The organism is Paraburkholderia graminis C4D1M, assembly GCF_000172415.1.
In the GTDB taxonomy this organism is placed as follows: Bacteria; Pseudomonadota; Gammaproteobacteria; order Burkholderiales; family Burkholderiaceae; genus Paraburkholderia; species Paraburkholderia graminis.
Genome location: NZ_ABLD01000003.1, coordinates 302,021 through 324,554, shown reverse-complemented (window position 1 = coordinate 324,554; position 22,534 = coordinate 302,021). Strand labels below are relative to the sequence as shown.

18 protein-coding genes and 1 pseudogene are annotated in these 22,534 nt (G+C 63.1%); 8 read left to right on the top strand and 11 right to left on the bottom strand.

Features of this window, described 5'->3' with window-relative positions:
- Positions 1-223: 223 nt before the first annotated feature.
- The 7 genes from hpf to kdsD all read right to left on the bottom strand — a co-directional run bounded on the left by hpf (position 224) and on the right by kdsD (position 6,064).
- On the bottom strand, positions 224-580 hold the full coding sequence (hpf, locus tag BGRAMDRAFT_RS07155; protein ID WP_006048027.1) for a ribosome hibernation-promoting factor, HPF/YfiA family: 357 nt from the start codon (positions 578-580) through the stop codon (positions 224-226).
- A gap of 171 nt (positions 581-751) precedes the next feature.
- Positions 752-2,263 carry an RNA polymerase factor sigma-54 gene (locus tag BGRAMDRAFT_RS07150; RefSeq protein ID WP_006048026.1) on the bottom strand — a complete coding sequence of 504 codons (1,512 nt, stop codon included), beginning with the start codon at positions 2,261-2,263 and terminating at the stop codon, positions 752-754.
- A gap of 174 nt (positions 2,264-2,437) precedes the next feature.
- Positions 2,438-3,223, bottom strand: coding sequence for an LPS export ABC transporter ATP-binding protein (gene lptB, locus BGRAMDRAFT_RS07145; protein ID WP_006048025.1), 786 nt, complete (start codon positions 3,221-3,223; stop codon positions 2,438-2,440).
- Positions 3,220-3,891, bottom strand: coding sequence for a lipopolysaccharide transport periplasmic protein LptA (lptA, locus tag BGRAMDRAFT_RS07140; protein ID WP_006048024.1), 672 nt, complete (start codon positions 3,889-3,891; stop codon positions 3,220-3,222). Before lptA ends, lptB begins: the two co-directional genes overlap by 4 nt.
- A 21-nt stretch (positions 3,892-3,912) precedes the next feature.
- Positions 3,913-4,524, bottom strand: a complete 612-nt coding sequence (lptC, locus tag BGRAMDRAFT_RS07135) for an LPS export ABC transporter periplasmic protein LptC (protein WP_006048023.1) — start codon at positions 4,522-4,524, stop codon at positions 3,913-3,915.
- A complete protein-coding gene (locus BGRAMDRAFT_RS07130; RefSeq protein ID WP_006048022.1) occupies positions 4,521-5,081 on the bottom strand; it encodes a KdsC family phosphatase in 561 nt (186 codons plus the stop codon). The genes lptC and BGRAMDRAFT_RS07130 overlap by 4 nt, the downstream gene beginning before the upstream one ends.
- Positions 5,081-6,064 (bottom strand): arabinose 5-phosphate isomerase KdsD, encoded by a 984-nt coding sequence (gene kdsD / locus BGRAMDRAFT_RS07125; RefSeq protein WP_006048021.1) that lies wholly within the window; start codon positions 6,062-6,064, stop codon positions 5,081-5,083. Before kdsD ends, BGRAMDRAFT_RS07130 begins: the two co-directional genes overlap by 1 nt.
- Before the next feature lie 173 nt (positions 6,065-6,237).
- On the opposite strand from kdsD, the gene BGRAMDRAFT_RS07120 reads away from it, so the two are divergent.
- The 5 genes from BGRAMDRAFT_RS07120 to purU all read left to right on the top strand — a co-directional run bounded on the left by BGRAMDRAFT_RS07120 (position 6,238) and on the right by purU (position 11,447).
- The gene (locus BGRAMDRAFT_RS07120; protein ID WP_006048020.1) at positions 6,238-8,241 is read left to right on the top strand and encodes a monovalent cation:proton antiporter family protein; all 2,004 of its coding nucleotides are present in this window, start codon (positions 6,238-6,240) and stop codon (positions 8,239-8,241) included.
- A gap of 78 nt (positions 8,242-8,319) precedes the next feature.
- Entirely contained in the window at positions 8,320-8,886 is a 567-nt protein-coding gene (locus BGRAMDRAFT_RS07115) for an adenine phosphoribosyltransferase (protein WP_006048019.1), read from the top strand.
- Positions 8,887-8,947: 61 nt separating this feature from the next.
- The gene (locus BGRAMDRAFT_RS07110; protein ID WP_006048018.1) at positions 8,948-9,574 is read left to right on the top strand and encodes a LysE family translocator; all 627 of its coding nucleotides are present in this window, start codon (positions 8,948-8,950) and stop codon (positions 9,572-9,574) included.
- Between the two features lie 69 nt (positions 9,575-9,643).
- Positions 9,644-10,495 carry an NUDIX hydrolase gene (locus BGRAMDRAFT_RS07105; protein WP_006048017.1) on the top strand — a complete coding sequence of 284 codons (852 nt, stop codon included), beginning with the start codon at positions 9,644-9,646 and terminating at the stop codon, positions 10,493-10,495.
- An 82-nt stretch (positions 10,496-10,577) separates the two neighbouring features.
- A complete protein-coding gene (gene purU, locus BGRAMDRAFT_RS07100; RefSeq protein WP_006048016.1) occupies positions 10,578-11,447 on the top strand; it encodes a formyltetrahydrofolate deformylase in 870 nt (289 codons plus the stop codon).
- A 180-nt stretch (positions 11,448-11,627) separates the two neighbouring features.
- Here purU and BGRAMDRAFT_RS07095 read toward each other — a convergent pair whose 3' ends face one another.
- The gene (locus BGRAMDRAFT_RS07095; protein WP_006048015.1) at positions 11,628-12,911 is read right to left on the bottom strand and encodes a PepSY-associated TM helix domain-containing protein; all 1,284 of its coding nucleotides are present in this window, start codon (positions 12,909-12,911) and stop codon (positions 11,628-11,630) included.
- Positions 12,912-13,236: 325 nt separating this feature from the next.
- Here BGRAMDRAFT_RS07095 and BGRAMDRAFT_RS07090 point away from each other — a divergent pair.
- A pseudogene (locus tag BGRAMDRAFT_RS07090) lies at positions 13,237-15,422 on the top strand (TonB-dependent siderophore receptor).
- A 67-nt stretch (positions 15,423-15,489) separates the two neighbouring features.
- Here BGRAMDRAFT_RS07090 and BGRAMDRAFT_RS07085 read toward each other — a convergent pair.
- Both BGRAMDRAFT_RS07085 and uvrA read right to left on the bottom strand, forming a co-directional pair.
- Positions 15,490-16,575, bottom strand: coding sequence for an AI-2E family transporter (locus BGRAMDRAFT_RS07085; RefSeq protein WP_006048012.1), 1,086 nt, complete (start codon positions 16,573-16,575; stop codon positions 15,490-15,492).
- 33 nt (positions 16,576-16,608) lie between these two features.
- A complete protein-coding gene (uvrA, locus tag BGRAMDRAFT_RS07080) occupies positions 16,609-19,482 on the bottom strand; it encodes an excinuclease ABC subunit UvrA (RefSeq protein ID WP_006048011.1) in 2,874 nt (957 codons plus the stop codon).
- Between the two features lie 244 nt (positions 19,483-19,726).
- Here uvrA and BGRAMDRAFT_RS07075 point away from each other — a divergent pair, with 244 nt between their 5' ends.
- Positions 19,727-20,914, top strand: coding sequence for an MFS transporter (locus BGRAMDRAFT_RS07075; protein ID WP_029969720.1), 1,188 nt, complete (start codon positions 19,727-19,729; stop codon positions 20,912-20,914).
- Between the two features lie 161 nt (positions 20,915-21,075).
- Positions 21,076-21,630: a single-stranded DNA-binding protein gene (locus tag BGRAMDRAFT_RS07070; RefSeq protein ID WP_006048009.1), complete on the top strand. Its 555-nt coding sequence runs from the start codon at positions 21,076-21,078 to the stop codon at positions 21,628-21,630.
- 65 nt (positions 21,631-21,695) lie between these two features.
- Here the strand turns inward: BGRAMDRAFT_RS07070 and BGRAMDRAFT_RS07065 are convergent, their stop codons facing one another.
- Positions 21,696-22,496 (bottom strand): bestrophin-like domain, encoded by an 801-nt coding sequence (locus tag BGRAMDRAFT_RS07065; protein ID WP_006048008.1) that lies wholly within the window; start codon positions 22,494-22,496, stop codon positions 21,696-21,698.
- Between the last annotated feature and the right edge of the window lie 38 nt (positions 22,497-22,534).

Below are 22,534 nucleotides of genomic sequence, written 5' to 3'. Positions count from 1 at the left end.
GCTAGACCCCGATGGTAACCGGAACATTATAGAACAGGGTAGCAGCGTATGGTGCGGCGCGCCATCAATGCGCAATAGGTTCTTTCTTCGGATTGGCCGGCGTGGGTGCAAACGAAAAATGCAATGAAAAACCCAACGAACAACGCAACCAAAGCCCCAACAAAAAACCGCCCGATTGCGGGCGGTTTCGGTGAGCGAACTGAAGCAGTGCTTGCGGATTCGCTTACTGCGGCGGCACGTCCAGTTGCGGTGCCGGTTGATACTTGATCGCTTCGTGCTGATGGCCTTGCAGGCGATCCTTGTGGCGTATCACTTGCCGGTCGAGCTTGTCGATCATCAGATCGATCGCAGCGTAAAGGTCGCTGTCACAGCTCTCGACAAAAATGTCCTTGCCCTTCAGATGCAGGTTGATTTCAACCTTTTGCCGCTTTTCCTTTTCCTTGTGATTGTCGACCGAGAGGACCACACTGCCGTCGATGACCTGATCGAAATGTCTTAGCACCCTATCCAATTTGGAGATCACGTATTCGCGCAACGCAGGCGTAACTTCGAGGTGGTGTCCACTGATCTGCAGATTCATAGTGCTTCTCCAAGCTAGTGGCCGCTTGGTCCGCACGATGACGTAGGTCCGGTCGATCTGTCGGCTTGCCTGAGTCGCCCCCCGGTGACTGACTTCTGGCAGGTCGCATCGGCCGGCCTGTCCGCCAACTTGCGGAGCGGCCGGTAAATGCCCGCCACGGAAGGCGACGGGCTACAGAGACTTGCGCAGGTTGACTGCCGGGATTCTGAGCGCTTCGCGATATTTCGCCACGGTGCGCCGTGCGACCACGAAGCCCTGTTCCGCCAGCAGTTCGGCTATGCGGCTGTCTGAGAGAGGCGTTTTTGCGTTTTCCGCTCCTATCAGTTGCTTGATGAGCGCGCGAATGGCGGTTGAAGACGCCGCGCCGCCCGTATCTGTCGAAACATGCGAACCGAAGAAGTATTTGAACTCGAGCGTCCCGAACGGGGTGAGCATGTACTTACCGGTTGTCACACGCGAGACAGTCGACTCGTGTAGGCCCAGCGTATCAGCAATTTCCCGCAAAACCAAGGGGCGCATGGCAATTTCGCCGTGCACAAAAAAGCTCTTTTGACGCTCGACAATGGCTTGCGCGACCCGCAGGATCGTCTCGAAACGCTGCTGGATATTCTTGATCAGCCAGCGCGCTTCCTGCAGTTGCTGGCGCAACGAACCGCTGCCCGGATCGCCCCGGTTATTGCGCAAAATGTTGGCGTACAGGTGGTTGATGCGCAGCTTCGGCACGACCTCGGGATTGAGTTCGGCCTGCCAGCCCTGGGCGGTTTTGCGCACCATGATGTCCGGCACCACGTAATCCGCTTCGGCCTTGCCATACGCTGCGCCGGGAAACGGTTCGAGCGAGCGGATCAGCATGTGCGCGTCGCGCAGATCGTCGTCGTTTGCCTTCAGATGCTTGCGCAGACGCGTGAAATCGCGCGCCGCAAGCAGTTCCAGATAATGGCTGACGATGTCGAGCGCAAGCGCGCGCGTAGGCGAGGGCTCGAGCCGCAACAACTGCAGCTTCAGGCATTCGGACGCGGAACGCGCGCCGACGCCCGCGGGGTCGAAACTGTGCAGCAGCGCGAGCGCCGCATTCATTTCGTCCAGGTCGACTTCGAGTTCTTCGGGCAGATCCGCGAGCACTTCTTCAAGCGTGGCGGCAAGATAGCCGTCGTCGTCGAGCGACTCGATCAGGAAGGTGACGAGCGCGCGGTCGCGCTGACCGGCCTGCGTGACGCGCAGTTGCGCCATCAGGTGATCGCGCAGCGAAGTACTCGATTCGTGAATTTGCAGCGGCGGCAAATCGTCGTCGTCGGAGGCGTTGCCGGAGCGGCCGTAGTCGTCGAGATTCCATTGCGACGCGTCGCCGTTGCCGTCGCCCGAGAGGCCGTTGTATTCGTCGACGCCTTGCGGCTCGCCGTTCTCCGAGCGCTCACTGCTGCTGGACGACGAGCCATTGCCGCCCATCTGCTCGGGCGGCGCGGACGAACTGGGCGCCTGCGTGATCAGAGAGCCGTCGGACGCCACGCGCAGCGGGCTCGCGATCCAGTCGTCCTCGTTCTCGAGGAGCGGATTCTGCGAGATCGCCGTTGCCACTTCCTGCTGCAGTTCGAGCGTGGACAGCTGAAGCAGCCGGATGGACTGCTGCAGTTGCGGGGTCAACGCAAGATGCTGCGATAGGCGGAGTTGGAGGCTGGCTTTCATGGCAAGTTCAGATTCATTGTAGAGAGTTTGCCACGACCGCGATACCTTGCGAATTCGCAATTACCAATGCGTCCGCTTTCGACGGCGCCCGACGCGAGCCGCCCAGCTCGAAAACGAGCCGGAAACAACGCAAGGGACCGACAACGCGCGCGGCGCCGCCGGTTCCCTGCGCCTTTACATGCGGAAATGCTCGCCCAGATAGACGCGCCGCACGCTTTCGTTTTCGATGATTTCGCTTGGCGCGCCGGCCGCGAGCACGCTGCCGTCGCTGATGATGTAAGCGTGGTCGCAGATGCCGAGCGTTTCACGCACGTTGTGATCGGTGATTAGCACGCCAATATTGCGCTGCTTCAGAAATTTAACGATCTTCTGGATTTCCAGCACCGCGATCGGGTCGACGCCCGCGAACGGTTCATCGAGCAGAATAAAGCTCGGATTCGTGGCGAGCGCCCGCGCGATTTCCACGCGGCGGCGCTCGCCGCCCGACAGTGAAAGCGCCGGATTTTCACGCAAATGCGCGATTTGCAGTTCGTCCAGCAGCGCTTCGGTGCGGTTCGTGATGGCGTCTTTGGACAGGCGCTTGCCGTTTTCCTCGTGCTGCAGTTCGAGCACCGCGCGAATGTTTTCCTCGACGGAAAGCTTGCGGAACACCGAGGCTTCCTGCGGCAGATACGACAGCCCGAGCGAAGCGCGCTTGTGGATGGGCAAGAGGCTGATCGATTTGCCGTCGAGGTCGATTTCGCCGGCATCGAGCGGCACGAGGCCGACGATCATATAGAACGACGTCGTCTTGCCCGCGCCGTTCGGACCGAGCAGGCCGACCACTTCGCCGCTTTTCACATCGAGCGAAACGTCTTTGACGACCGTGCGCGAACCGTAGCGCTTTTTCAGATTCCGTACGACCAGCGAACTACTCGTACCTGCGGGCTTGCGATTGGGTAGGGACGCGGAGGTGCTCACTGATTCGGCGCTCCCTGAATCGTGGTGGACGGCGCGAGCGTGGCCGATGCGCCGTTCAGCGGCGCAGCGCCGCCGTTGCGCGGCGACAGCATCGCGCGCACGCGGCCGCTCGGGTTGCCCGGGCCGGCGACGTCCTTGCCCGCCTTCGCGGTATAGAAGTCTTTCTGGCCGTCATACGTGATGACGCTGCCGTGCACCTGATCGATCACGGTGGACAGACCCTGCAGGCGCTTGACGGTCGCATTCGTGGTAAGCGTGGTCAGATCCTGCTTGCCGTCGTAGTCGATACGAATAGCCGTGCCTTCGATGTATTCGTCCAGACCTTCGCGCTTCTGGCGGAAATACGACAGATTGCCGCCGCTCGACGTGCCGGTCGCGTACTGATAGCCCTGCGGGTCTTGCGTCACTTCGACGCGATCGGCCTTGATCACGATCGTGCCCTTGGTGGCGACCACATGGCCGGTGAAGATGTTGACCTGCTTCAGGTCGTCGTAAGTCATGTTGTCCGCTTCGATGTTGAGCGGCTTGTCCTTGTCGGCGCGGTCCGCGTGCGCGAGCGGCGCGAAGCCGGCGAGCGGCAGGGCGACCAGGAGCGCAGCGAGTCCGGCGCGGCACGCCGACACGGCGCGCGAGCGGCCGGTATCAAAACGGGGGAACGATTCGTTCATGCAGTCACGCCTGGAATGGATTTACCCGGGTTGCTTGGGCGAGCTGCCGCCGGCGTCGGACGCGGCGATCGCGCCTTTTACGTTGCCGAAGAGCTTCATCACCCGGGTGACGTTGTTGTAGTTCATGCCGCTGGCAGTCATCACGGACACGCCGCGCTGAAGTTTAACCGGCTTTTCTGTCTCGATCACATCGTCGTTGACGAGCACGCGGAAATGCTCGGAATCGGCCTGCATCTGCGGATCGCCGTAGCCTGCGGAGCGCAGAATGCGGGCGTTGCCGTACAGATCGACGATGGACGCGTCGCCGTTCACCTTGCCCGTGTCGCCGGTCGCGGTCACAACCGGCTTGCCGGGCTGGAACGCGCGCATCGCGGGCTTCACGAGGTCGCTCAGTTCGTCGTCTTCGTAATGAATCAGCGACTGCGCGGTCAGGCGATATTGCGTCGAGCCCGACTGGTCGAGTTCGGACACCGAGAAGTTGTCGGCGAAGTAGTCCGGCGTGTGCTCCTTGGGACGCACCACGCCTTCGTTTTGCCGCGGCAACGTGGCCTGCAAAAGCCACCACGTGATGCCCGCGAGCGCGGCCATCGCGACGAGCGGAATCAGCGAAGTCAGGCGAAACTGGTTGTTCATCCCACGAGGCCTCGCGTTTCGCCGCTGCAGGCGGCCGCGAGCAGCGCCTCGTACTTGTGCTGGGCGCGCAGCAGCGTGTCGCAGACTTCGCGTGCCGCGCCGTGACCGCCGCGCGCCTCGCTGACCCAATGCGCCCGCGCGATCACTTCAGGATGCGAATTGGCGGGCGCCGCCGCGAAGCCGACCTTCAGCATCACGCCGAGATCGACCCAGTCGTCGCCCATGTAGCCGCATTCGTCGGCGCTCATGCCGGTTGCTTCGAGCAGATCGGCGAATGCCTGCGGCTTGTTGTCGATGCCCTGATACACATGCGTGATGTGCATTTCCTTCGCGCGCGCCGCGACGATGCCCGACTTGCGGCCGGTGATGATCGCCGTTTCAATGCCGGCCTGGCGCAGCAGCTTCATGCCGTGGCCGTCCATGGAATTGAAGGCTTTCATCGTGTCGCCTTCCGCCGTGAAGAGCAGGCCGCCGTCGGTCAGCACGCCGTCGACGTCGAAAATCATCAGCTTCACGCGGCTCGCGCGTTCGGTAGCGGTAGGGGGCGCGACGGCCATCAGATCACCTTCTTCGAGAACAGGTCGTGCATGTTGAGCGCGCCGATCAGCTTGCCCGCTTCGTCGACGACCAGCATCTGATTGATGCGATGGCGCTCCATCAGTTCCACGGCTTCGACCGCGAGATGATCTGGACCGATGGTGCGCGGATCGGCGGTCATGACGGCGGCGATGGACAGCGCGCGGAAATCGCCGTCGCGCTCCAGCACGCGGCGCAAATCGCCGTCGGTGAAAATGCCTTTTACGCGGTCTTCCTGATCGACAATCGCGGTCATGCCCATGCGCTTCGCGGTCAACTGGAACAGCGCGTCGCGCACGGTTGCGTCAGGCGTGACCTTCGGCACCTGGTCGCCGGTGCGCATGACGTCGCTGACATACGTGAGCAGGCGGCGGCCGAGCGCGCCGCCCGGATGCGAGCGCGCGAAATCGTCGCGGCCGAAACCCCGCGCGTCGAGCACCGCGACGGCGAGCGCGTCGCCGAGCGCAAGCGCTGCGGTGGTGCTCGCGGTGGGCGCAAGATTCATCGGACACGCTTCTTTCGCGACGCCGGAATTCAGATGCACGTCGGCCAGTTTCGCCAGACTCGACGAAGGCCGGCCGGTCATCGCGATCAGCTTCGCGCCGATCCGTTTGATGAGCGGCAGAATCGCCACGAGTTCTTCGGTTTCACCGGAATTGGACAGCGCGAGGAAGACGTCGTCGGCGGTGACCATGCCGAGATCGCCGTGACTTGCTTCTGCCGGATGCACGAAGAAAGCCGGCGTACCCGTGCTCGCGAGCGTGGCCGCGAGCTTGCGCGCCACATGTCCCGACTTGCCGATGCCCGAGACCACCACGCGCCCACGGCAACCCAGGATGAAGTCGACCGCGCCGACGAACGCGTCGTCGAGCTGATCGCGAAGCGCGCGCACGGCGTCCGCTTCGATGTCGAGCACGTCGCGAGCGAGCGCGAGTGCCCGGTCGCCATTGATTTTCGCTATCATTCGCGAAGTATAGCAAAGGCGCCTGTTCGCCGCGCCGGGCCTGCTGTGCAAAGCCGCTGCCTCCATTGCCCGCTTTATCGCCCTGTATAACGGCCCCTCAACCTTGTCGCACGGCGTGTTCCGTGCGCGGTTCCGCTGACGAACGAGGACGCTTTACCCATGCGTTTTTGCCGATGATTTCCCCGCTGGAGATGACGCTGTTCCTGCTGCTGGCATCAGTAGCGGGCGTGGTGGTTTTTCGCTTTCTGAATCTTCCGCCGATGCTCGGCTATCTGACCGTCGGCATTCTTGTCGGGCCGAATGCGCTCGGTCTCGTTCCCGATTCGGTCGGCGCGCAGAATCTCGCCGAATTCGGCGTCGTGTTCCTGATGTTTTCCATCGGCCTCGAGTTCTCGCTTGCGAAGCTGCGCTCGATGCGCCGCCTCGTCTTCGGCCTCGGCCTGTTGCAGGTGCTCGGCACGATCGTGGTCGCCGTGTCGCTCGGTTTCGCGTTCGAGCGCTGGGTGCATATCAAGTGGCAGGCGAGCATTGCACTCGGCGGCGCGCTCGCGATGTCGTCGACGGCGATTGTCAGCAAGATGCTCGCGGAGCGCCTCGAGATCGAGACCGAGCACGGCCGCAATATCTTCGGCGTGCTGCTGTTTCAGGATCTCGCGGTGGTGCCGCTCCTCATCATCATTTCGGCGCTGGGCGGCGATTCGAAAGACCTGATGAACGCGCTCGGCATCGCGGCGATCAAGATCGTCGTCGCGTTGTCGCTGCTGTTGATCGTCGGTCAGAAGTTCATGACGCGCTGGTTCAACGTGGTCGCGCGGCGGCGCTCGCAGGAACTGTTCATTCTCAATCTGCTGCTCGTCACGCTCGGCTCGGCGTTCATCACGGACAAGTTCGGTCTTTCGCTCGCGCTCGGCGCGTTTATCGCCGGCATGCTGATCGCGGAGACGCCGTATCGTCATCAGGTGGAAGAAGACATCAAGCCGTTTCGCGACGTGCTGCTCGGGCTCTTCTTCGTCACGACCGGCATGCTGCTGAATCCGCGCGTGATCTGGGAGCATCCGTTGATCGTGCTCGGCTTCCTGATCGGGCCGACCTTGCTGAAGGCGGTGATGATCACGGGGCTTTCGCGTCTGTTCGGCGCGTCGCCGGGCGTCGCCATGCGCACGGGTCTCGGCCTCGCGCAAGCCGGCGAATTCGGCTTCGTGCTGCTGAATCTGATTCTCGACAAACATCTCGTCGACGCCACGCTGTTGCAGGCCATTCTCGCCGCGATGCTGCTCTCGATGCTCGCCGCGCCGTTCCTGATCCAGAACGCGGACCGTATCGTGCTGCGCCTGTCTTCGACCGAATGGATGATGCAGTCGCTGCAGATGACGCGCATCGCCACGCAGAGCCTGAAGCAAAGCGGCCACGTGATCATTTGCGGCTACGGCCGCGCCGGGCAGAACCTTGCGCGCATGCTCGAACATGAAGGTCTGTCGTACGTCGCGCTGGACCTCGACCCGGATCGCGTGCAAGCGGCCGCGACGGCGGGCGAATCGGTCGTGTTCGGCGATGCCGGGCGGCGCGAGTCGCTGCTTGCGGCCGGCATTCACCGCGCCGCGGCGATCGCGATCACGTATGCGAACACGCCGTCGGCATTGCGCGTGCTGCACAACATTCATGAACTCGAGCCGACCTTGCCGGTCATCGTTCGTACCGTCGACGACGCCGATCTGGAAAAGCTGCTGGCCGCAGGCGCAACCGAGGTGATTCCGGAGATTGTCGAAGGCAGCCTGATGCTCGCATCGCACACGCTGGTGGTGATGGGCGTGCCGATGCGCCGCGTGGTGCGCCGCGTCGAGGAAATGCGCGACGAGCGCTATGCGCTGCTGCGCGGCTATTTCCACGGCGCCGACGACATGGACGACGACGACGGTCACGAACAGGTGCGGCTACAATCGGTCCCGGTCGATACAAATGCCGACGCGGTCGGCCGCACGCTGGCGGAGCTGGGCCTTTACGAACTCGGTGTCGAAGTCACCGCGATTCGCCGGCACGGCATTCGCGGTGTGGAGCCCGATCCGTCGACCAAGCTGCGCGCGAGCGACATCGTCGTGTTGCGCGGCTTGCCGGAGCAACTGGCGCAGGCCGAGGAGCGGCTCTCGAAACACCGCCGCGCGGGCGCCGCCGCGGCATAGCGAATGCGCGGCACGGTCCGCGCGTTCAGCATCGATTCAGCTTTTCATTGGGCCTTACGCGGTCCATCCGGAGACATCATGTCAAACGCGCTTGCGAGCGCGCCGCTCGACGCGGCCGACTACATCAAGAGCCACATTCGCACGGTTCAGGACTGGCCGCAGGCCGGCGTGCAGTTTCGCGACATCACGCCGCTGTTGCGTGAGCCGAGGTCGCTGCGTGTGCTGATCGACCTGTTCGTGCAGCGTTATATCGATGCGAAGCTCGACTACATCGCCGGGCTCGACGCGCGGGGTTTCATCATCGGGCCGATTCTCGCGTATGAGCTGAACCTCGGCTTCATTCCGATCCGTAAGGAGGGCAAACTGCCCTACAAGCGCGCGTCGCAATCGTACGAGCTCGAATACGGCACGGCCACCGTGGAAATTCACGAGGACGCGTGCAAGCCGGGCGACCGCGTGTTGATCGTCGACGATCTGATCGCGACCGGCGGCACGATGATGGCCGGCAAGATTCTGCTCGAGCGGCTCGGCGCGGTCGTCGTTGAAGGCGCGGCGATTATCGACTTGCCCGAGCTTGGCGGCTCGAAGCTGCTCGCGGGCGGCGGTCTGCCGCTTTATACCGTGACGAGTTTCGACGGTCATTGAGCGCGGCGCCACGCCGCTGTGTGCGCCTTGCTGTCCGCATAAAGAAAGGTAGGTAAGAACGATGCCCAACTTCGCCTTGTTTCTCGCCACATCGATTGCGATCACGATGGCGCCCGGTCCCGACAATCTGCAAGTGCTCGCGCGCGGCATCTCGCAGGGCCGCGCCGCGGGTCTCGTCGCGGCGCTCGGCTTTGCGACGGGCATCACGTTCCACACGACACTGGCCGCGCTCGGCGTGGCTGCGTTGCTGCGCTCGTCGCCGCTCGCGTTTGAGGCCATCAAACTGGCCGGCGCCGCGTATCTCGTGTGGATCGGCATCAAGGCGCTGCGCAGCCAGGGCCTCGCGACCGCTCACGAACGCGCGCCGCAACCGTTGATGACCGTGTTCCGTCAAAGCGTGCTCGGCAATCTGCTCAATCCGAAAGTGACGCTGTTCTTTGTCGTGTTCCTGCCGCAATTCGTGCAGACCGGCGGTGCACAAAACGGTGCACAAAGCGTCACGGTGCAGATGCTGGAACTCGGCGCGCTTTTCATGTTGCAGACGCTGGTGGTGTTTTCGCTGTTCGGCGTGTGCGCGGGAATGATCGGCGGATGGCTGAGGCGCCGGCCGCGCGTGGGCGTGTGGCTCGACCGTCTTGCGGGCGCTACGTTTATTGCACTGGGAATTCGCGTCGCGCTGCGCGACTAATCAGCTACGCGGCTGACGACGTGCCGCACTTGTCGTCCAGCCTCGCTGGAAAAAAATGTGGAGTGTCGAATGAGTTTGCCTTGCCTCGTTGCCGCGCGCCGCTTCGATGCTCACGCGCATCTGCCGTTCTGGATCGACGCCGAGCAGGTCGGCTGGATTCGTTCGGACGACGTACGTTTGCTCGCGCGCTGGCCCGACGTGTTCGAGATCGACGATGCGCGCGTGAAGCTCGCGCCGGCCTTCAACACGGTCGATCTGCGCAGCGCGGCGCTCGGTTCGGTGATCGGCGCGCTTGCCGCCGACGGGCGCATTCCAGGCTGGCGCAACGAGACCTACGCGATCCGCAATGCGTTCGACGCGCGGCCGCTTGCGTACATCGAGCGCGCGGCGTCGCGCTTCTTCGGCACGATGACGTACGCGGTGCATCTGAACGGCGTCGTAGAATATGCGGACGGCGGCGCGCCGGGATTGTGGATCGCGCGCCGCAGCGACACCAAGGCGACCGATCCGGGCATGCTCGACAATGTCGTGGCGGGCGGAATCGGCTGGGGTTTCAGCGTCGAGACGACGATCGTCAAGGAATGCTGGGAAGAAGCCGGCATTCCCGAGGAAATCGCCGTGCGCGCCGTGGCGGGGCGCACCGCTTATGTGCTGCAATCGTTGCCGGAAGGCACGCAGGCCGAGCAGATTTTCATCTACGACCTCGCGCTGCCGGCCGATTTTGCGCCGCGTAATCAGGACGGCGAAGTCGGTGAGCACCGGCTTGCCCGCATCGACGAAGTGGCGCGCTGGATCGAGGAAGGTGCGATGACCGTCGACGCGAGTCTCGCCACGCTCGACTGCCTGCTGCGTCGCCGCTGGATCGACGAAGAGGCATGCCAGGGAATAGAGGCGCTGTTTACGCCGCCCATAATGGGTTGACAGCAGCGCGGCGCGAGACGCCTAACGTTGAAACCAGCGACACCGAACAAACCACGCATTGAAGAAGGGAGTCACCCAGGTCATGTCGACCGATCACAGCTTTATCCTCAAACTGTCGTGCGCCGATCGGCCCGGCATCGTCCACGCCGTGTCGGGCTTTCTGTTCGAGCGCGGCAGCAATATTCTCGACTCCGCGCAGTTCGGCGACAGCCGCACCGGCGAGTTCTTCATGCGCGTGCATTTCCAGCAGGTGGGCGGCGATCCGGGGCTCGACGCACTGCGCGTGTCGTTTGCGACGCTCGCCGAGCAGTTCGGCATGAACTGGGAGTTGCACGATGCATCGGTGAAGCCGCGCGTCGTGATCATGGTGTCGAAGATCGGCCATTGCCTGAACGACCTGCTGTTCCGCTACCGCACCGGTCAGTTGAACATCGAGATTCCGGCGATCATTTCGAACCACAAGGAGTTCTATCAGCTCGCCGCGAGCTACGACATTCCGTTCCATCATTTTCCGCTGCTGGGCGGCACGCCCGAGGCCAAGGCGGCGCAGGAAGCGCGCGTGCTCGAAGTGATCGACGAGCATCAGGCGGATCTCGTCGTGCTCGCGCGCTACATGCAGATTTTGTCGCCGAAGCTGTGCGAAGCGCTCGCCGGACGCGCGATCAATATTCATCACTCGTTCCTGCCGAGCTTCAAGGGCGCGAAGCCGTATTACCAGGCGTTCGACCGCGGCGTGAAGCTGATCGGCGCAACCGCGCACTACGTGACGACCGATCTGGACGAAGGTCCGATCATCGAGCAGGAAGTGGAGCGCGTGGACCACAGCATGACGCCGGAGCAGTTGACGGCGATTGGCCGCGACGTCGAATGCGTGACGCTCGCGCGCGCGGTGAAGTGGCACGTCGAGCATCGGGTGGTGTTGAACGGGAGTAAGACGGTGGTGTTTCGGTAGGAGGTTGGGGCCGCGGCCGCGGCTCGGCGTGATGTTGAGCGTCGCGGCGGCGCACCTTCGTTGTAGTTGATGTGAAGCCGGTGCGTTTCGCACAATGCGTACGAACGTGTTAACGATGCGCACTGCCAAGGCGTGGCGCTTGAAGATGCCGCCGCGATGAATTGCTCTCCTCCCGCCGCCTTATTCCGACGCCACTTCTTCTCGTGACCGCTCGGGCATCCGGTCGGCGTCGCGCGTCACTGGCGCTCTCTGAGCTTCCTCCACGCTCGGAGCCTTCCTCGCCTTTACCGCCGCCCCTCGGCGCGCATTCAACTTCCTTAGCCAGATCAGCAATCCCGTCGCGCTCAGCACGGCGACTGCGATGCCGACCGCGCTAATCAATATCCGTCCGCCGACACCGAGAATACGACCCGAGTGCAGCGGAAATTGAACCTGCATGAAGATGTCGCCGGCCGTGCCCTTGCCGGGAATCTGCTTGCCGAGCAGTTTGCCGGTGGCCGCGTCCCAGTACATCCACGGGTTGCCGAGGCCCATGTCGCCGTGATCGTTGCCCGTCTCGTAGAAGCCGACGCCGTAGGTGTGCAGGAACTCCGCGTAGTAGATGCCGCCCGGCGGCACGGCAATGTGCTGCGCCTTGCCGGCTTCTTCGGCGAGTTGCACGATGCGCTCGCGACTCAGCACGCCGTCGCCGGGCCTGGGCGCGCGGACGATCTCGGGATTGTTGATCGGGTCCGGCGTGAGCGTCGAAAACATCGACACGATGGGGCGCACAACGGGTGCGGCGAGATTCATCGACACCGACGTCAGCGCGACGATCATGAGCAGGCCCCAGATCCACACGCCGCCCGAGCGATGCAAGTCGAAGGTGAGCGCATAGCCGCCGCGCCCGAAGCGGAACGCGAGCGACTTGCGCCACGCCTTGAGACTGGGAAACGACAGGCCGAGCGCAATGACGCTGTCGAACAGCCAGACGATGCCGACCACGCCCATCAGCCAGACGCCGACATCGACGCCGCCGGTAAACGGCAAATGCAGCGTGTAGTGCAGCTTGTAAATGAACGGAATCAGGTCGATGCGCGACAGGGAAAAGGCGCCCCATTCGCGGCGGCCTTGCACGGCGCCGGTGGCCGGATCGACGGCGATCTGGTTGAAGTCCAGCTTGTACGGCGCTCGCGTGGCCGGGTCGATGCGCGGAAGCACCATCATCTGCAACGTATGGCCGGGCTCGGCCGCGAGCGGCAGATACGTCACTTGCACGCGCGGATCGGCAGCCTCGACGCGCCGCGCGAGTTCCAGCCCCGACAACGCCGGCCCTGGCGTGCGGGCCTCGAAGAAGGACGGGTTGAGCGCGGCGTCGAGCTCGTGATCCCACGCGATCACCGCGCCGGTCAGGCCCGCGACGAACAGAAACAGCGCCGTGGCCACGCCGAACCAGCGATGCAGGCGAACGAACTGGCGCCTCATGAGCGGGCCAACGAAAGCAAGAAAAAATCCGGGTGACGTGTCACTGCGAGAGTCGGTGCGTAAATAGGAATTGTTCGCATCTTAAGCGACGCACGTTGTCGGCGGCAAGTTCTCTGAAAGTTTGCTAAGGCGATAGTTGCTGCGAGGCGTCAAAACCCGTTGAAGTCCCGCTGCATAAGGCTTGGCCCACCGTCCGCGCGCGCGAAGTGCGGCAAAATGCCGCATGCAGGGGCTTACAATCCGCATAGTTTTTCGGCATTATCCCGTCCCGTGTAATGGGAATGATTCTCATTCGTTAAGTGAATCACCGACGACGGGAAAGGGAATGAACAAACATAACGGGGAAGCGCGTCCACAGAAAACGCGCACGAAGCGTCGATTGCACTGGGCCGCGTGCCTGGCGCTGACGGCCACTCAGGCGGCGCTTGCACAGTCGGTGCCGCCGGCGTCGACACCGGCGTCGCCATCGGCATCGGCGGACAGCGAAGACAAGGCGCTGCCGACGGTCAAAGTCACTGCGGCGCAGGACACCACGCAGCATCTGAAAGAGGACGTCGGCAGCGGAGCGCTCGGCACGCGTTCGCAACTCGATACGCCGTTTTCGACGACCGTCGTGACGAGCGAGGAGTTGCAGGATCGCCAGCCGTCGAAACTCGGCGACGTGTTCGCCACCGACGCCTCCGTGTCCGACAACGGCAACGCGTACAACGCGTGGGCCACGTATCTGACGGTGCGCGGCATGCAGCTCGACTGGCAGTCGGGGTTCAAGATCGACGGCATGCCGTTCAACAGCTATGGCATCACGATGCCGTACGAGCAGCTCGAAAAAGTCGAGCTGCTGAAAGGTCTAACAGGCTTCATGTACGGCTTCGGCGCGCCGGGCGGCATCGTCAACTACGTGACGAAGAAGCCGCCGTCTCGACGACGCCCGTGCGCAGCGTCGACGTCGGCTATTACACGGACGGCGTCTGGACCGAGCACGCGGACCTCGGCGGCCGCGTCGGCCCCAACGGCATGTTCGGCTATCGCCTGAACGCGACGCACGAGGAAGGCAAAACCTATAACGACGGCAACGTGCGGCGCGATTCGGTGTCGGTCGCGCTCGACGCCCGCATCACGCGCGACCTCAAGGCCACCTTCGGCGCGCTGTATCAGGAGCGCCATTCCACCGGCATCACCGGTTCGATTTCGACGGCGCAATACACCGGCACGTCGCTCCCGCATACGATCAGCGGCGGCACCGGCGACCTGTCCGGTCCCGACCAGCATCTGAATACGAACCTGCAGCTGTACACGGCGGGGCTTCAGTACAACCTCGGCGAGAACTGGACGCTCAATGCGAGCTACAGCTACAGCAAGAGCTCGCGCGATCGCAACGAAAGCACGTACTACCTGCTGAACGGCGCGGGCGATTACACCGACAGCCGTTTCGCCGGCAAGGAAGGGCATCAGTTGAGCTTGTGGCAGGTGTCGGCGGAAGGCCAGGTGAAGACCGGACCGCTGCAGCATCAACTCGTATTCGGCGCCGCGTATCAGCGGCAGACGAACGACTACGGCGCGAACAGCTTCTTCGGGCAGATCGGCACGGGCAACATCTACCAGCCGAATACGAATACGTTCGGCGGCGCGTCGAACTACTACACGTATCGCGATAGCGACATCACGCAGAAGGCGCTGTTCGCGAGCGACACCATCCAGTTGACGCAGCGTTGGTCGGTGCTCGGCGGTGTGCGGTACACGAACTACGAGCAGCACGGCTACTCGACCAGCGGCGCCACGACGTCGACGTACAGCCAGAACGGCGTGGTCACGCCGACCGTCGCGGTCATGTTCAAGCTCGCGCCGACCACGACGCTTTACACGAGCTACGTCGAGTCACTGGAAGCGGGCACGGTGGTCGGCGACACCTATGCAAACCGCGGCGAGCTGCTCAAGCCGTTGCGCAGCAAGCAGTACGAAGTCGGCATCAAGACGGAGCAGGGACGCTGGAGCGCGACGGCCGCGCTGTTCCGCATCGAACGCGGCGCGGCTTACGCAAACAGCGCGAACGTCTACACGCAGGACGGCGAGTCGATCTTCCAGGGCATCGAGATGGGCGGCGACGTGCGTCTCGGCAGCCACTGGAATGTCGGCGGCGATCTCATGTGGATCAATACGAAGTACGAGCGCGGCGCGGCCAACAACGGCAATCGCGTGGCGGGTGCGCCGCAGTTCGTCGTCGCCGGTCATGCGACTTACTCGGTGCCGTACGTGCCGGGTCTGCGCATCGGCGCGGACGCCAAGTTCACGGGCAATACGAACGTGCGGCCGTCGTCGAATCTGAACGCGCCGGGCTATATGCTCGTGAACCTCGGCGCGAGCTACGCGACGCGAATAGGCGGCTACGACGTGACGTTCCGCGCGGCCATCGACAACCTGCTCAACCGCCGTTACTGGGAATACCAGTACGCGGATTACGTGACGCCGGGCGATCCGCGCACGCTGTCACTGAACGCGCGCATCGACTTCTGACGATGAAAAAAAAACGGCACCGCGGTGCCGTTTTCCTTGCCTGCGAGCCGAGCGGCGCGCAACGAACCTAAACCAGCCTCAGATAAATCAGCTCACGCTTGATATACGCATAGAAGATCGGCGCGGCGACCACGCCCGGCAGACCGAACGCGGCTTCCATGACCAGCATCGCCACGAGCAGTTCCCACGCGCGCGCCTCGATCTGTCCGCCGACGATCCGCGCGTTCAGGAAGTACTCGAGCTTGTGGATCAGGATCAGAAACGCGAGCGACATGACCGCGGCAGGAAAGCTGACCGACAGCGCGACCGCCACGATAATCGTGTTCGAAATCAGATTGCCGATGACCGGCAGCAAGCCGACGATGAACGTGATCAGCACCAGCGTTTTCGACAGCGGCAACTGGTCGTGAAACATGGGCAGCACGACCAGCAGGAAGATGCCGGTGAATACCGCGTTGATCGCGGAGATTTTCACCTGGGCGAACACGATGCGGCGAAACGCGTCGGCGAAACGCGTCACGCGCGTGACGAACGCCGTGGACAGCGGCAGCCGCTGCATATGCTTCTGCGCGCTGACCGCGATAATCGCGCCGATGATCATGCCGATCAGGATGTGCGTGAACGCGCGCGCCGCCGTCTTGCCGCTTTGCTGGAGCATGTTCGCGTGCGTCTGCATCAGCTCGCCGGCCTTGGCTTTCATCTGCTCGGTGTCGACCGGCAGAGAGCTCGCGATGAATTGCGGAATCCGGCCGCGCGCCTGATCGATCAGTTGCATCGCCTGGTCGAGCAGCTTCTGCACGCTCGGCACATCGTTCTCGAAGTGCTCGATGACGCCGAGCGTGAGGCCCGTGAGCGCGCCCACGATCACCGTCGAGAGAATCACGACCGCCAGCCAGCGCGCCCGCCCGCTCGACATGTGCCGCTCGATGCGCGGCGCGATGGTATGCACGAGCTGGAACACCAGCAGCCCGGCGAGCAGCGCGCCGAGCAGCCGGAGCTGGATCACCGCCCACATGCCGAACAGCATCAGCACATAGCTGCCGATCTCGACCGCCGAGAGTTTCGGCAGGCTCATATTGCTGGTCAGCCTGACCGGGCGTGGGCGCAGGTCCTGCACTTGCCCTTCTTCGCTCGCCTGATTCCGCTTGGCCATGGCTTATCCGTCTCCAACCCGTGTTGTGCAGCGTTACTTTTTACTGGCCGCGCGTTTCAGCAAAGGCGCCAGGTATCTACCGGTAAAACTTGCTTTGGACTTCGCGATCTGCTCGGGCGTGCCTTGCGCGATGATCTGGCCGCCGCCCGCGCCGCCTTCCGGACCCATGTCGATGACCCAGTCGGCAGTTTTGATTACATCGAGATTATGCTCGATGATCACGACGGTATTACCCTGGTCGCGTAACCGATGAATAACTTCCAGCAGCAGCGCAATGTCATGAAAGTGCAACCCGGTCGTGGGTTCGTCGAGAATGTATAGCGTGCGACCGGTATCACGCTTGCTCAGTTCCAGAGATAGTTTGACGCGCTGCGCCTCGCCGCCCGACAGCGTGGTCGCCGACTGCCCCAGCCGGATATAGCCGAGGCCCACGTCGAGCAAGGTTTTCAGCTTGCGCGCGACGACCGGCACCGGCCTGAAGAACTCGTACGCGTGCTCGACGGTCATGTCGAGCACTTCGCTGATGTTCTTGCCTTTGTACTGCACGTCGAGCGTTTCGCGGTTGTAGCGCTTGCCGTGGCAGACGTCGCACGGCACGTATACGTCCGGCAGAAAGTGCATTTCGACCTTCAGCACGCCGTCGCCCTGACAGGACTCGCAGCGCCCGCCTTTCACGTTGAACGAGAAACGCCCCGGGTCGTAGCCGCGCTCCTTGGCGGCGGGAACGCCCGCAAACAGCTCGCGGATCGGCGTGAAGAGGCCCGTGTAAGTGGCCGGATTGGAGCGCGGCGTGCGGCCGATCGGCGACTGGTCGACGTTGATCACCTTGTCGAAATGCTCCAGTCCCTCGATCGACTCGTACGGCGCGGGCTCCGTGGACGACCCATAAAGGTGATGCGCGACCGCCTGATACAGCGTGTCGTTGATGAGCGTGGATTTGCCCGAGCCGGATACGCCGGTCACGCACGTCAGCAGCCCGACCGGCAGATCGAGCGTGACGTGCCGCAGATTGTTGCCGTGCGCCTCGACGATGCGCAGATGCCGCTCGTCGGGGTCCTTGCGCTCGTCCGGATACTCGATGGTGCGCGCGCCGGACATGTACTGCCCCGTCATCGAAGCCGCATTGGCCTGCACCTGCTTCGGCGTGCCCTCGGCGATCACCATGCCGCCATGCTCGCCCGCGCCCGGACCCATGTCGACCACGTAGTCGGCCATGCGGATCATGTCTTCGTCGTGCTCGACCACGATCACCGAGTTGCCCAGATCGCGCAGATGCTTGAGCGTGGAGATCAGCCGGTCGTTGTCGCGCTGATGCAGTCCGATGGACGGCTCGTCCAGCACGTACATCACGCCGGTAAGGCCGGAGCCGATCTGCGACGCGAGGCGAATGCGCTGCGCCTCGCCGCCCGACAGCGTTTCGGCGCTGCGTTCGAGCGACAGATAATCGAGCCCGACGTTGTTCAGGAACATGAGCCGCGCGACGATTTCCTTGATGACCTTGTCGGCGATCTCGCGCTTCGAGCCTTCGAGGCGCAGCGTCTGGAAGTAGCCGAGCGCATCGCGCAACGGCCAGCCGCTGATTTCGTAGATGCCGCGCGCGTCGCCGTCCGCGCCGATCCGCACGAAGCGCGCTTCGCGGCGCAGCCGCGTGCCCGCGCACGCGGGGCAGGGCTGATTGTTCTGGTACTTGGCGAGTTCCTCGCGCACCGCGGCCGAATCGGTTTCGCGGTAACGCCGTTCGAGATTCGGAATGATGCCTTCGAACACGTGCTCGCGGACCGACGCGCGCCCGCGCTCGTTGATGTACGAGAACGGAATTTCCTGCTTGCCCGAGCCGAACAGCAGGATCTTGCGGACCTTTTCCGGCAGGTCTTCGACGGCGGTGTCGATGTCGAAATCGTAGAACGCCGCGAGGCTTTGCAGCATCTGGAAGTAGAACTGGTTGCGCCGGTCCCAGCCCTTCACCGCGCCAGCCGCAAGCGACAGCGACGGATGCGCGACCACCCGCTTCGGATCGAAGAAAGTAATCTGGCCGAGGCCGTCGCATTCCGGGCACGCGCCCATCGGATTGTTAAACGAGAAGAGCCGCGGCTCCAGTTCCTGAAGCGAATACGAGCAGATCGGGCACGCGAACTTGGAACTGAACAGATGCTGCTTGTCCGTGTCCATTTCGAGCGCGATCGCGCGGCCGTCGGCGAGACGCAGCGCGGTTTCGAACGATTCCGCGAGACGCTGCTTCATGTCGGGACGCACCTTCAGGCGGTCCACGACCACGTCGATGGTGTGCTTGTCGTTCTTCTTCAGCTTCGGCAGCGAGTCGACGTCGTAGATCTTCGCGGCGCCTTCATTGGCCGTGCCGCCGCCCGAGCGCACACGGAAACGGATGAAGCCCTGCGCCTGCATTTCCTCGAACAGTTCGACGTGCTCGCCCTTGCGGTCGGCCACGACCGGCGCGAGGATCATCAGCTTCGTTTCGTCCGGCAACGCGAGCGCCGCGTCGACCATTTGCGACACGCTTTGCGCCTCGAGCGGGATTTCGTGGTCCGGGCAATAGGGCGTGCCGACGCGTGCGAACAATAGCCGCAGGTAGTCGTGAATCTCGGTGACGGTGCCGACCGTCGAACGCGGATTATGCGAGGTGGCCTTCTGCTCGATCGAGATGGCCGGCGACAGGCCCTCGATCAGATCGACGTCGGGCTTTTCCATCAATTGCAGGAATTGACGTGCGTAGGCCGACAGGCTTTCGACGTAGCGCCGCTGCCCTTCCGCATAGAGCGTGTCGAACGCGAGCGACGATTTCCCCGAGCCGGAAAGACCGGTAATAACGACGAGCTTGTGACGTGGTAGGTCGAGATTGACGTTCTTCAGGTTGTGGGTGCGAGCCCCACGAATACGGATTTGTTCCACGGATTTATTCCATGAACTGCGGAAAGAGGAAGAGGCTAAACCTGCTACTATAACGACTTTTCAAGGCCGCCGTTACGGCTTCCTGACGGCCTCAACAAGGCCTTAGGCGTGCTGTAAGACTGCGGCCAGGCGCTGCGGCAAAAATCTAACTGGGGCCGTTTTCCGTCAGTGCAAGGCGTCTCCCGGGAAAGCCGTCCGGCCGTGCTGCCCGGTCCGCGACCAGCTCATTCAAAGAACGCTTCCGATGTCCAATCCGTCCGCCACATCTTCACGCATGAGCGCGCCTGAACTGCGCGCGACCGTGTCGCTTGCCGCCATCTTCGCGCTGCGCATGCTCGGTCTCTTCATGATCATGCCGGTGTTCTCCATCTACGCGAAGACGATTCCCGGCGGTGACAACGTGCTGCTCGTCGGCATCGCGCTCGGCGCGTACGGCGTCACGCAGTCGATGCTGTATATCTTCTACGGCTGGGTCTCCGACAAGGTGGGCCGCAAGCCGGTCATCGCGACGGGGCTCCTGATCTTCGCGCTCGGCAGCTTCGTCGCGGCGGGCGCGCACGACATGACGTGGATCATCGTCGGCCGGGTGATTCAGGGCATGGGCGCGGTGTCGTCGGCGGTGATTGCTTTTATCGCCGACCTCACCGCGGAAGAGCACCGCACGAAGGCGATGGCGATGGTCGGCGGCAGCATCGGCATGTCGTTCGCGGTGGCGATTGTCGGCGCGCCGATCGTCTTTCATTGGGTCGGCATGAGCGGGCTGTTCACGCTGGTCGGCGTGTTTTCGATCCTGGCCGTGGGCGTCGTGCTGTGGGTCGTGCCCGATGCGCCGAAGCCCGTGCATGTGCGCGCGCCGTTCGCCGAAGTGCTGCACAACGTCGAACTGCTGCGCCTGAATTTCGGCGTGCTCGTTTTGCACGCCACTCAAACGGCATTGTTCCTCGTCGTGCCGCGCATTCTGGAAGCCGGCGGCCTGCCGGTCGCGTCGCACTGGAAGGTGTATTTGCCGGTCATGGGGCTTTCGTTCGTGATGATGGTGCCGGCGATCATCGCCGCGGAAAAGCGCGGACAGATGAAAACCGTGCTGCTCTCTGCGATCGCTCTTATCCTGTTCGGACAGTTGTTATTGGGCGTCGCTCCGCATACGATTCTGAGTGTGGCAGCCATCCTCTTTGTGTACTTTCTCGGCTTTAATATTCTCGAGGCGTCGCAGCCTTCGCTGGTGTCGAAACTGGCGCCGGGCAACCGCAAGGGCGCGGCTGCCGGCGTGTACAACACGACGCAATCCATCGGTCTTGCGTTGGGCGGCATGATCGGCGGCTGGCTGCTGAAAGTGGATGGCCCCAGCACGGTGTTTTTTGCGTGCTCGGGGCTCGTCTTATGCTGGCTTATAATCGCCGCAAAGATGAAACAGCCGCCGCGCAAGGCCTGAAGAATTTCGCGGCGCACGCAGCATATTCGGGGCCTATCCCGGCATCACCCAGAACTCACCCGGCGGCGGGCAGAGGCGCATTCCGATCCACGGCCCGCAGGCCATGAGACGCGAACCGCGAATTGCCGCGCCGCCCGACATGGAATCAACAGGAGAAACTCATGGCATCCGTGAACAAGGTCATTCTCGTCGGCAATCTCGGAGCCGATCCGGAAGTCCGTTATCTTCCGAGCGGCGACGCAGTGGCGAATATCCGCCTTGCCACGACGGATCGGTACAAGGACAAGGCATCCGGCGAGATGAAGGAAGCCACCGAATGGCATCGCGTGTCGTTCTTCGGCCGCCTCGCGGAGATCGTGTCCGAATATTTGAAGAAAGGCTCGTCGGTCTATCTGGAAGGACGTATTCGCACCCGCAAGTGGCAGGCGCAGGACGGCACCGACCGTTACTCGACGGAAATCGTTGCCGAGCAGATGCAAATGCTGGGCGGCCGCGGCGGCTCGATGGGCGGCGGCGATGAAGGCGGCTATAGCCGCGGCGAGCCGTCGGAGCGCAGCGGTGGTGGCGGTGGCGGCGGCCGTGCGATGTCGGGCGGCGGTTCCCGTGGCGGCAGCGGCGGTGGTGCTGGTGCTGGCGGCGGTGGTGGTGGTTCCAGCCGTCCGAGCGCGCCGGCCGGCGGTGGGTTCGATGAGATGGATGACGATATTCCGTTCTGATCGGCCCGTAGCGCAAAGCCAGCAAAACCCCGCTTCCTCGCGGGGTTTTTTCTTTTCAGCCGTCGTCACCGCCCCAAATGCGCCAACGCATCCCGCATCGGCGCACTCGAAATCATGATCGGCCCGGTCAGCGGCGTATCGAGATCCACGATCACATAAATAGCCGACGCAATCGACACAGCCCCGAGCGTAATCGTCACTAGCGCCAGCGCGTTGCGCGGCGCGATCAGCCCAAAGCTCAGGAAGATCACGCAAAGCCAGAACGTCAGCGTCTTGAAGAACGGCTGCGAAATCGAGCTATGCGCTTCCTCGATAATTTTCCAGCGCGCGTCCACGACGCGGCGAAACTGCGTGAGGCTGTCGTCGAGTGCGTGTTGTTGCAGCGGGTCATGCGCGCGCAGCTGCCGCAATTGCCGGCCGACCGACGTCAGCAAATCTCCGAGCCGCACGTTTTCCAGTTTCTGCGAGTTGTCGGGCGAGCCGAGGTTTTTCGGGTAATCGCCGGCCGGCGCCGGCTCGCGCGGCCATGTCGATGCAACGGCCGCCGCCGTGTAGACGCGCAACAGCTTGCGCGCCGCGTCCGTGTCGCTGCCGTACTCCCTGAGCGTCGTGTCCAGTTCGATGATGTCGGCGGCGTAGGTGCGCAAATCGTTCGCGGCCGTGTCGAAGCTCGATTTCGCCGACGCCGTCATCAGACCCAGCACCAGCGCGGCGAACGTCACCAGCATGCCGATCACTAGTTGCACGAGTTGCACCGTTTCGTGCGCCTTGTGCTCCTCGGGCAGCAGCGGCCGCAGCCATACGCCAAAACCCGTCGCCACGAGCAGCAGAACGAAAACCAGCAGAGCCGAGCCTATTTCCGACATAAAAGTGCTCCCAGTGGCGCTCGCGTCGACAGGCGGCA

Coding starts and splice junctions, on each gene's coding strand:
- hpf (WP_006048027.1), bottom strand. CDS start 580: ATGAATCTGCAGATCAGTGGACACCACCTCGAAGTTACGCCTGCGTTG.
- BGRAMDRAFT_RS07150 (WP_006048026.1), bottom strand. CDS start 2,263: ATGAAAGCCAGCCTCCAACTCCGCCTATCGCAGCATCTTGCGTTGACC.
- lptA (WP_006048024.1), bottom strand. CDS start 3,891: ATGAACGAATCGTTCCCCCGTTTTGATACCGGCCGCTCGCGCGCCGTG.
- lptC (WP_006048023.1), bottom strand. CDS start 4,524: ATGAACAACCAGTTTCGCCTGACTTCGCTGATTCCGCTCGTCGCGATG.
- BGRAMDRAFT_RS07130 (WP_006048022.1), bottom strand. CDS start 5,081: ATGGCCGTCGCGCCCCCTACCGCTACCGAACGCGCGAGCCGCGTGAAG.
- kdsD (WP_006048021.1), bottom strand. CDS start 6,064: ATGATAGCGAAAATCAATGGCGACCGGGCACTCGCGCTCGCTCGCGAC.
- BGRAMDRAFT_RS07120 (WP_006048020.1), top strand. CDS start 6,238: ATGATTTCCCCGCTGGAGATGACGCTGTTCCTGCTGCTGGCATCAGTA.
- BGRAMDRAFT_RS07115 (WP_006048019.1), top strand. CDS start 8,320: ATGTCAAACGCGCTTGCGAGCGCGCCGCTCGACGCGGCCGACTACATC.
- BGRAMDRAFT_RS07110 (WP_006048018.1), top strand. CDS start 8,948: ATGCCCAACTTCGCCTTGTTTCTCGCCACATCGATTGCGATCACGATG.
- BGRAMDRAFT_RS07105 (WP_006048017.1), top strand. CDS start 9,644: ATGAGTTTGCCTTGCCTCGTTGCCGCGCGCCGCTTCGATGCTCACGCG.
- purU (WP_006048016.1), top strand. CDS start 10,578: ATGTCGACCGATCACAGCTTTATCCTCAAACTGTCGTGCGCCGATCGG.
- BGRAMDRAFT_RS07095 (WP_006048015.1), bottom strand. CDS start 12,911: ATGAGGCGCCAGTTCGTTCGCCTGCATCGCTGGTTCGGCGTGGCCACG.
- BGRAMDRAFT_RS07085 (WP_006048012.1), bottom strand. CDS start 16,575: ATGGCCAAGCGGAATCAGGCGAGCGAAGAAGGGCAAGTGCAGGACCTG.
- BGRAMDRAFT_RS07075 (WP_029969720.1), top strand. CDS start 19,727: ATGTCCAATCCGTCCGCCACATCTTCACGCATGAGCGCGCCTGAACTG.
- BGRAMDRAFT_RS07070 (WP_006048009.1), top strand. CDS start 21,076: ATGGCATCCGTGAACAAGGTCATTCTCGTCGGCAATCTCGGAGCCGAT.
- BGRAMDRAFT_RS07065 (WP_006048008.1), bottom strand. CDS start 22,496: ATGTCGGAAATAGGCTCGGCTCTGCTGGTTTTCGTTCTGCTGCTCGTG.